The sequence below is a fragment of the Roseomonas rosulenta genome (genome assembly GCF_016106005.1).
Lineage (GTDB): Bacteria > Pseudomonadota > Alphaproteobacteria > Acetobacterales > Acetobacteraceae > Neoroseomonas > Neoroseomonas rosulenta.
Genome location: NZ_JACADR010000187.1, coordinates 1 through 8703 on the forward strand (window position 1 = coordinate 1; position 8703 = coordinate 8703).

At 73.2% G+C, this 8703-nt stretch carries 10 protein-coding genes; 9 read left to right on the forward strand and 1 reads right to left on the reverse strand.

Going from position 1 to position 8703, the window contains the following annotated elements; genetic code table 11:
- The 9 genes from HW578_RS18670 to serS form a co-directional block, all read left to right on the forward strand.
- Positions 1-262: SPOR domain-containing protein (locus HW578_RS18670; RefSeq protein WP_232479102.1), on the forward strand; the 262-nt coding region annotated here is incomplete at its 5' end.
- 16 nt (positions 263-278) lie between these two features.
- Positions 279-1307, forward strand: coding sequence for a beta-N-acetylhexosaminidase (gene nagZ, locus HW578_RS18675; RefSeq protein WP_369407925.1), 1029 nt, complete (start codon positions 279-281; stop codon positions 1305-1307).
- A 61-nt stretch (positions 1308-1368) separates the two neighbouring features.
- Complete coding sequence (locus HW578_RS18680) at positions 1369-2076, forward strand: site-2 protease family protein (RefSeq protein ID WP_198372222.1); 708 nt, start codon at positions 1369-1371, stop codon at positions 2074-2076.
- The gene (locus tag HW578_RS18685) at positions 2073-2831 is read left to right on the forward strand and encodes a segregation and condensation protein A (RefSeq protein ID WP_369407926.1); all 759 of its coding nucleotides are present in this window, start codon (positions 2073-2075) and stop codon (positions 2829-2831) included. Before HW578_RS18680 ends, HW578_RS18685 begins: the two co-directional genes overlap by 4 nt.
- Complete coding sequence (scpB, locus tag HW578_RS28470) at positions 2815-3894, forward strand: SMC-Scp complex subunit ScpB (RefSeq protein ID WP_369407927.1); 1080 nt, start codon at positions 2815-2817, stop codon at positions 3892-3894. The genes HW578_RS18685 and scpB overlap by 17 nt, the downstream gene beginning before the upstream one ends.
- 170 nt (positions 3895-4064) lie before the next feature.
- Positions 4065-5111 carry an ABC transporter ATP-binding protein gene (locus HW578_RS18695; RefSeq protein ID WP_198372223.1) on the forward strand — a complete coding sequence of 349 codons (1047 nt, stop codon included), beginning with the start codon at positions 4065-4067 and terminating at the stop codon, positions 5109-5111.
- Between the two features lie 86 nt (positions 5112-5197).
- A complete protein-coding gene (gene tatB / locus HW578_RS28315; RefSeq protein ID WP_198372224.1) occupies positions 5198-5749 on the forward strand; it encodes a Sec-independent protein translocase protein TatB in 552 nt (183 codons plus the stop codon).
- A gap of 54 nt (positions 5750-5803) precedes the next feature.
- Positions 5804-6553: a twin-arginine translocase subunit TatC gene (gene tatC / locus HW578_RS18705; RefSeq protein WP_198372230.1), complete on the forward strand. Its 750-nt coding sequence runs from the start codon at positions 5804-5806 to the stop codon at positions 6551-6553.
- 12 nt (positions 6554-6565) lie between these two features.
- Entirely contained in the window at positions 6566-7837 is a 1272-nt protein-coding gene (gene serS, locus HW578_RS18710; RefSeq protein ID WP_198372225.1) for a serine--tRNA ligase, read from the forward strand.
- Here serS and HW578_RS18715 read toward each other — a convergent pair.
- Positions 7838-8703, reverse strand: an 866-nt coding sequence (locus HW578_RS18715) for an FkbM family methyltransferase (protein ID WP_198372226.1), incomplete at its 5' end; no start/stop codon positions are given.

An 8703-nucleotide genomic window follows, 5' to 3' on the forward strand; every position in this document is an offset into this window, starting at 1 on the left:
GGCGCCCGCACCCGGCGGCGCCATCCGCGTCCAGCTCGGCGCGCTGACCAGCGAGGACGCCGCGCGCGCCGAATGGGACCGCCTGGCCCGGCGCCATGCCGACCTGCTCGGCGCCTTCCGCCCGCAGGTGGTTCGGTTCGAGCGCGAAGGGCAGTCGACGCTGTTCCGACTGCGCACCGGCGGCTTCGCCGATGCCGCCGCCGCCGGCGCCTTCTGCGAACAGGCGCGCGCCCGCAGCATTCCCTGCACCGTCATCCGCTGAGGCCGAAACCCCCGTCGTGACCCCGCACGCCGCGATCATCGGCCTGTCCGGGCCTGTCCTCACGCCGGAGGAGGCGGCGCTGCTGCGCGCCACCCCTCCGCTCGGGGTCATCCTGTTCGCCCGCAACGTGGCCGCGCCGGCGCAGCTGCGCGCACTCACCGCGGCGATCCGCGACATCCTGGGCGAAGGCGCCCCGATCCTGGTGGACCAGGAGGGTGGGCGCGTCGCGCGGCTCAAGCCGCCGGGCTGGGAGGCCTTCCCCGCCGCCGCCGCCTTCGAAGGCGCCCGCGACAACGCCGCCTTCGCCAATGCGGCGCTGCTGGGCGCGACCTGCCTGGCGGAAGGGCTCGACGTGGTCTGCGCCCCGGTGCTCGACCTGCGGGTGGCCGGCGCGCATGACGTGATCGGCGACCGAGCCTTCTCGGACGACCCGCACGAGATCATCCGCCTGGGCCGCGCCTGGGTGGCGGGGCTGCAGGCCGGGGGGGCGATCCCGGTCATCAAGCATATTCCCGGGCATGGGCGGGCCACCGCCGACAGCCACCACGAATTGCCGCGGGTGCGGGCCTGCCCGGCGCATCTGGCGCTCGACCTCGCGCCGTTCCGGGCGCTGGCCGCCTCGGGCGCCTGGGCGATGACGGCGCATGTGCTTTACGAGACCTGGGATGCGGCGCTGCCCGCCACCATCTCCCCCCGCGTGATACGCGACATCATCCGCGGCGAGGTGGGGTTCGACGGCGTGCTGGTCACCGACGACCTGGCGATGGGGGCGCTGCGCGGGGCGTCCAACGATCTGGCCGGGGCGGCGCTCGCGGCTGGCTGCGACCTTGTGCTGCATTGCACCGGACGGATCGGCGACAGCGCGGCGCTGCTGGCGGACTGCCCGGCGCTGGATGACCGCGCGGCGGAACGGCTTGCCCTGGCGCGGTCGGTGCGCGATGCCGTCCATGGGCGCGCGCCCGCCGCGCTGCGGGCGCTGCGCGATCACGCGCTGCGCGCCGCCACGCCCCCTGCCGGCGCCGATCCCACCGAACGCGACGGCTGATGTATAAGCCCGCGCCGGCGCGGCCCCGTGCCGCTGCCGGCCCCACCACGCGCGAGGCCTGATGCCCGACTGGTTCCCCGAGGCCGCGGCGGCCGTGCTCGCCGCCGTCTTCGCCATCACCTTCCACGAGGCGGCGCATGGCTATGCCGCGCTGGCGCTGGGCGACGACACCGCCAGGCGCGCCGGGCGGATCAGCCTGAACCCTATCCGCCATGTCGACCCGGTCGGCACGCTGCTGGTTCCGGGGATCATGGTGCTGGGGCAGTTGCTGACGATCGGGCGGGTGGAGGCGATGTTCGGCTGGGCGAAGCCCGTGCCGGTGGACATCCTGCGCCTGCGCAACCCGCGCTGGGGGATGGTGCTGGTGGCCGCCGCGGGGCCGGCGATCAATGCCGCGCTGGCCTTCTCGGCGGCGCTGCTGGTGCATGCGGTGCTGGCGGGGGAGGGCGTCATGGGGCCAGACCTCGCGGAGTTCCTGCTGCGCTTCGCGGCGCTGTCGATCCTGGCGAACCTGGTGCTGGGCCTGTTCAACCTGCTGCCGCTGCCCCCGCTCGATGGCGGGCGGATCATGGTCGGCCTGCTGCCGCGCGCGCCGGCCATTGCGCTGGCGCGCCTCGAGCCCTACGGGCTGCTGATCGTGATCGGCGTGCTGTTCCTCCTGCCCATGGCAATCCCGGCCTGGGACCCGATGACCTGGTTCGTGCGCCACATCGTGGCGCCGGCCTATGGGGTGGTGCTGTCTGCGGCCGGGCTGGGCGGGCTGCGGTGAGCGAGAGCCTGCACCTGCGGCTCGAGGGGTTCGAGGGGCCGCTCGACCTGCTGCTGGAACTGGCCCGCGCGCAGAAGGTGGATGTGGCGCGCATCTCGATCGTGGCACTTGTGGACCAGTACCTGGCGGTGATCGAGGGCGCGCGGCGGGTGCGCCTGGAGCTCGCCGCCGACTGGCTGGTCATGGCGGCCTGGCTGGCCTGGCTGAAATCCCGCCTGCTGGTTCCCCCCGACCAGGCCGAGGGCGAGGATGCCGAGGCTCTGGCCGAACAGCTCGCCGACCGGCTGGCCGAGCTAGAGCGGATGCGCGCCGCCGCGCTGTGGCTGAACCGCCGGCCCTGGCTGGGGCACGACGTCTTCGCCCGCGGCGCACCCGAGAGCCTGCGGGTCGAGGACCGGTCCGGGCTGCACGCCGACCTGCCGTCCCTGCTTCAATCCTATGTCGCGGCCCGGCGCCGGGCGCTGGCGCGGCGACCCTATCGCCCCAAGCCGCGCAAGCTGTTCACCGTGCAGGAGGCGCTGGAGCGGCTGACCCGGCTGGTTGGCGCGCTGCCCTCCTGGTCGGTGCTGCAGGGGTTCCTGCCGGACACCATCCTCGATCCGCTGGAACGCCGGGCGGCCCTTGCCAGCACGCTCGTGGCGGGGTTGGAGATGGCGCGCGGCGGCGGGATCGAGATCCGGCAGGAGGAGGCCTTCGGCCCGATCCATGTCCGCCGCCGGCCGGAGGAGGGTGCCACGGATGAACGGACAGGCTGAGGCGCCGGGCGGCGGGACGGTCGGGCCGGCGGAGGGTGCCGACAGTGCCAGGCGGCCGGAGACCGCGCTGACGGCCACGGTCGAGGCCGACCGCATGCCGACTTCGGAGCATCGTCTGGCTTCCGATCCCGCGGCCGCGGCGGGCCATGACGCGCTGCCAGCCGATGCGCAGGGCCATGGCGCCGACGCCGCGCGGCAGGAGGCGCCCGACCCGGCGGGCGATCCTGACCGCGAGGGGCCTGCCGCCGACACAGCCGCGGGGCCGGAGTCGCTCGCGGCCGACCCTGCCGAGGCGGGCGTGGCGTCCGACGGGCCGGTTGACGGGCAGGAGCACGGGGGCGATCCCGCGCCCGACATGGCGCCGTCCTCGGACGCCGCCCCGGCCGAGGCCACCGCCGATACCGGCGATGCGGTCGATCCCGCCCTGCTCGCCGAGGGCGCGCGCATCGCCGAGGCGTTGATCTTCGCCTCCGACCGCCCGGTCACGCCGGCGATGCTGGGGGCGGTGCTGCCCCAGGGTGTGGCCCCCGGCGAGGTGGTGGCAGCGCTCGCCGCGGCCTGCGAGGGGCGCGGCGTGACCATCGTCGAGGTCGCCGGCGGCTGGGCCTTCCGCACCGCGCCGGACCTGGCGCAGCGCCTGACCAAGGTGGTGCAGGCGCCGCGCCGCCTGCCGCGCGCGGCGATGGAGGCGCTGTCGATCATCGCCTATCACCAGCCCTGCACGCGCGGCGAGATCGAGGAGATCCGCGGCGCCGCCCTGGCGCAGACGACGCTGGAGGCGCTGCTGGAACTGGGCCTGGTGGCGCCCCGCGGCCGACGCGAGGTGCCGGGCCGTCCGACCCTGTGGGGCACTACGCCGAAGTTCCTCGAGCAGTTCGGCCTGAAGGCGCTGTCGGACCTGCCGCGCAAGGAGGAGCTGGTGACCGCCGAGACCGGTCCCGCGCTGCCGCTGGGCGGGGCGGCGGAGGCCGCCGCCGCGCAGCCCGAGCCCGAGACGGCCGCGCCATCCACCGAAGATGCGGAACCGGCGGGAAGCGACAGCCCGGCCGGCGCGGCGCCGTGAGCACACATGCCCCCGCCCCTCCGCGCCCACCTGCGGATCGCGGCCCTGCCGCGATCCGGGAGCGCACGGCGCGACCGCGCCCAGACCGCCTCTCGCCGCCAGAGCCTCAGTGCATGGCGCGCAAGCCAAGCCGGCGCATGCCGGCGCCCGGCGCCTGAGGGCAAAGGAAAATGTCCCTCGTCTTTCGCGGCATCCGCCACGCCTATGGTGCGACCGAGGTGCTGCGCGGCATCGACCTGTCGGTCGCCCCCGGGGAGATCGTCTGCCTGCTCGGCGCCTCGGGCTGCGGCAAGACCACGCTGCTGCGCCTGGCCGCGGGGCTCGAGCCGCTGCAGCACGGCACCATCGAGCTCGGCGGGCAGGTGATCGCCGAGCCGGGGCGCGACGTGCCGCCGGAACGCCGCGGGGTCGGCTTCGTCTTCCAGGACTACGCGCTGTTCCCGCACCTGACCGTAGCGGAGAACGTCGCCTTCGGGCTGCGCTTCGCACCGAAGGGGGAACGCGTCTGGCGGGTGATGGATGCGCTGGCGCGGGTCGGCCTCGAATCCTACCAGGGGGCGTTTCCGCACATGCTCTCGGGCGGGCAGCAGCAGCGCGTGGCGCTGGCCCGCGCGCTCGCGCCGCGACCGGCGGTGCTGCTGCTCGACGAGGCCTTCGCCAGCCTCGATGCCCGGCTGCGCGAGCAGGTGCGCGACGACACGCTGCACGTGCTCCAGACCTCGGGCATCGCCACCCTGCTGGTGACGCATGATGCCGAGGAGGCGATGTTCATGGGCGACCGCATCGCCCTGATGCGGGAGGGGCGGATTCTTCAGCTCGGCCCGCCGGAAGCGCTCTATTTCGGGCCGGTGGACCGGTATGTCGCGACCTTCCTTGGCGAGGTGAACCGCCTGCCGGGCCGCGTGCGCGCTGGCCTGGCTGAGACCGCGATCGGCGCCCTGCCAGCGGGCGATGCCGCGGAAGGGGCGGCGGTCGAGGTGCTGGTGCGCCCCGAGGGCCTGCGCCTGGGCACGGGCGAGGCGCGCGAGGCCGAGGTCGAGGCCTGCCGCCTGCTCGGCGCCACCACCCTGGTCCACCTGGCGCTGCCCGACGGCGCGGGCGGCCTGCTGCACCTGCATGCCCGCCTTCCGCCCGGGCGGCGCCTGGCGCGCGGCGAACGCGTAACGGTGGCCCTCGACCCCGAACGGGCCTTCGTCTTTCCGCCCGAGGCTCCCTAGATAGGGGGGAGCCGCATTGGCGGCGTGCCGGCTTCCTGCTAACGGGGCGTCCCCCGCGGGCAGCGAAGCCGGGGGACAAGGGACGCATGCTGGATCTTGCCTGGTCAGAGATCGCGCTGATTGCCGTGGTGGCGCTCGTCGTCATCGGGCCCAAGGATCTGCCCGAGGCGATCAAGGGCATCGCCAAGGGCATCCAGAGCCTCAAGCGCAAGGTCGCCGAGTTCCAGCAGCAGGCGGACGAGCTGGTGCGCGAGGCCAAGCTCGACGACGTGCGCAACCAGATCGCGGATGTGCGCAACACCATCAGCAACATCCGCAACTTCGACATCAAGGGCGAGATCGAGAAGACCGTCGATGCCGACGGCACGGTGCGCAAGGCCTTCGACGACCCGATGAAGGACAGCTACACGCCGCCCGTCTATACGCCCCCGCCGGTGCCCGACAACGCGCCGGCCTTCGTGCCGCCGGACGTGGCGCGCTGGGCGTCGCCGCCCCCGCCACCGCCGCCCCCGCAGCCGGAGGCGCCGGCCTTCGTGCCGCCATCGACGCCGGCGCCGATCGCAATGCCCGCGCCTTTCGTCGAGCCGCCCGCCGCGCCCGAGCCGAAGCCGGCTTCCACCACCAGCCCGAGCGTTTGAGGGACCGGCGCCTTGGCCACCAATACCGAAGAAGACGTCATCGACGACAAGCCGATGCCGTTGATGGACCACCTGAAGGAACTGCGCCTGCGGGTCCTGTGGTCGGTCGGCGCCTTCATCCTGGCGTTTGCGGTCTGCTACTATTTCTCGAAGCAGATCTACGCCTTCCTGGCGCAGCCCCTGGCCGACATCCTGGCCAGGCAATCGGGGGGCGAGCGGCGGATGATCTTCACCGCGCTGTATGAGGCCTTCTTCACCTACCTGAAGGTGGCCTTCTTCGGAGCGGTGTTCTTCTCCTTCCCGATGTGGGCGACGCAGCTGTGGATGTTCGTGGCCCCAGGGCTCTACCGCAGCGAGAAGCGGGCGATCTATCCCTTCCTGATCGCATCGCCCTTCCTGTTCGTGCTGGGGGCGGCGTTGGCCTACTACTTCATCTTCCCGCTGGCCTGGCAGTTCTTCATCAGCTTCGAGACGCCGCCCGGGTCGGGCGGCGTGCCGATCCAGCTGGAGGCGAAGGTCGGCGAGTATCTCTCGCTCGTCATGCACATGATCCTGGCCTTCGGGATCGCCTTCCAGTTGCCGGTGCTGCTGACGCTGCTGGTCAAGGTCGGGATCGTGAACGTGGACACGCTGCGGCGTGGCCGGCGCTACGCGGTCGTGGGGATGTTCGTGGTGGCGGCGGTGATCACGCCGCCGGACATCATCAGCCAGATCGGCCTCGCGATCCCGCTCATCCTTCTCTACGAGATCTCGATCCTGGCGGCGCGGTGGATGACGCCGAAGCGCGACGACGACGCGAAGTAGGGGCGTTCGCAGATGCATGATATTCGGGCGGTGCGGGCGGACCCCGCCGGCTTCGACGCGGCTCTGGCGCGGCGGGGGCTCGATCCGGTCTCGGCTGCCGTGCTGGCGCATGACGAGTCGCGCCGCGCAGCCCAGACCGCCCTGCAGGAGAAGCAGGCGCGCCGGAACGCCATCGCGAAGGAGATCGGGATCGCCAAGCGTCAGGGCGGCGACACCGCCGCCCTGGAGGCCGAGGCGGTCGCGCTGCGCGACGAGATGGTGCGGCTCGAGGCGACGGCCAGCGCGGCGGAGCGTGCGCAGGTGGCGATGCTCGAAGTCCTGCCCAACACCCTCGACCCCGAAGTCCCCGAGGGCCGCGACGAATCCGCCAACATCGTGCTGCACCAGCATGGCGACAACCCGGCCTTCGCCTTCACCCCGAAGCAGCATTTCGAGCTTGGCGAGGCCCTTGGCCTCATGGACTTCGCAACCGCGGCCAAGATCGCCGGCAGCCGCTTCACCGTGCTGAAGGGCGCGCTTGCGCGGCTCGAACGCGCGCTCGGCCACTGGATGCTGGCGCTGCACACCGAGCAGCATGGCTACACCGAGGCCTCGGTCCCGCTGCTGGTCAACGACGCCGTCGCCTACGGCACCGACAAGCTGCCGAAATTCGCCGAGGACCTGTTCCGCACCACCGATGGCCGCTGGCTGATCCCGACCGCCGAGGTGCCGCTGACCGGCTTCGCCATGGAGGAGATCATCCCCGAGGCCGAGCTGCCGCTGCGCCTGACCGCGCTCACCCCCTGCTTCCGTTCCGAGGCCGGTAGCGCGGGGCGCGACACCCGCGGCATGCTGCGCCAGCACCAGTTCGCCAAGGTCGAGCTGGTCTCGATCACCACGCCCGACCAGTCGGCCGCCGAGCACGAGCGCATGACGCGCTGCGCCGAGCGCGTGCTGACCGAACTCGGCCTGGTCTGGCGGCGCGTCTTCCTGTGTGCCGGCGACACCGGCTTCGGCGCGGCGCGCACCTACGACCTCGAGGTCTGGCTGCCGGGGCAGGGGGCGTGGCGGGAGATCTCCTCCTGCTCGAACACCCGCGACTTCCAGGCCAGGCGCATGAACGGGCGCTTCAAGCCGAAGGAAGGCAAGGGCAACCAGTTCCTGCACACGCTGAACGGGTCGGGTGTGGCGGTCGGGCGCGCGCTGATCGCGGTGATGGAGACCTTCCAGCAGGAGGACGGCTCGGTGCTGGTGCCCGAGGTGCTGCGCCCCTGGATGGGCGGGCTGGAGCGGATCGCGCGCTGACTACAGCGGGCGGCCGAAGACGCGGACCTCCGGCGCGTCCGCCAGCCGCGCCCGCCAGAAGCCAAGGTCGCGGAGGTAGAGCGTGTTGGGCCGCGCCGGGCCGGGCAGCGGCGTCAATTCGCGGCGGAACGGGTCATGCACGAAGGGCGCGAAACCGGCGGCGCGCATCGTGGCCTCGATCGCGCGATCGGTGGCACCCGCGGTCTCGAGGATCGCCGCCTTCAGCGCATCGCCCGCAAGCAGCGCGGCCGCACCCACCAGAACATCGGGTTCCGCGCCTTCGACATCCACCTTCAGCAGCAGCGGGGGTGCACCGGTGCACAGCGCGTCCAGCGTCTCGACTGGCACCTCCGCCGCGCCATCGGTCGCGGCGCGGTTGGTGGTGCCGCGCCCGGAGGTGAAGCGAAGCACGCCCCGCGCCGCACCCGCCGCGACGGCGTGGATGTCGACGCGATCACCGATCCGGTTCAGCGCCACCATCGCGCGCAGGTCTGGCAGCGTCTCCGCCGCCGGTTCCAGCGCCAGCACCCTCGCGCCGACCGCGCGGGCGGCGAGCGCGGCATAGACGCCGACATTCGCCCCCACATCCACCATGCGGTCCTCCGCGCGCAGGGCCTGCAGCACGAAGCCCATCTCGCCGGGGTCGGTCAGGCCGGCATACCAGCAGGCGGTGGCCGAGGAGAGGCCGCGCCGCAGGCGCAGGCGGACCAGGCCGGCGGGGCCTTCCACCCAGGCGGCCTCCAGCGTGCCGCCGCGACGCGCCACGGCCTGCCAGCGCAGCAGCCGCGCCATGGTGCCGAGCGGGTCGCGCCGCACGAGCGGATGCCGCCACAGGAAGCCCGCGAGCCGCGGCAGCGCGGCGATCC

Bases quoted from the DNA above. Each gene is read 5' to 3' on its own strand.
- HW578_RS18695 (WP_198372223.1), top strand. From the start codon at position 4,065: ATGTCCCTCGTCTTTCGCGGCATCCGCCACGCCTATGGTGCGACCGAG.
- serS (WP_198372225.1), top strand. From the start codon at position 6,566: ATGCATGATATTCGGGCGGTGCGGGCGGACCCCGCCGGCTTCGACGCG.
- HW578_RS18680 (WP_198372222.1), top strand. From the start codon at position 1,369: ATGCCCGACTGGTTCCCCGAGGCCGCGGCGGCCGTGCTCGCCGCCGTC.
- tatC (WP_198372230.1), top strand. From the start codon at position 5,804: ATGCCGTTGATGGACCACCTGAAGGAACTGCGCCTGCGGGTCCTGTGG.
- tatB (WP_198372224.1), top strand. From the start codon at position 5,198: ATGCTGGATCTTGCCTGGTCAGAGATCGCGCTGATTGCCGTGGTGGCG.
- scpB (WP_369407927.1), top strand. From the start codon at position 2,815: ATGAACGGACAGGCTGAGGCGCCGGGCGGCGGGACGGTCGGGCCGGCG.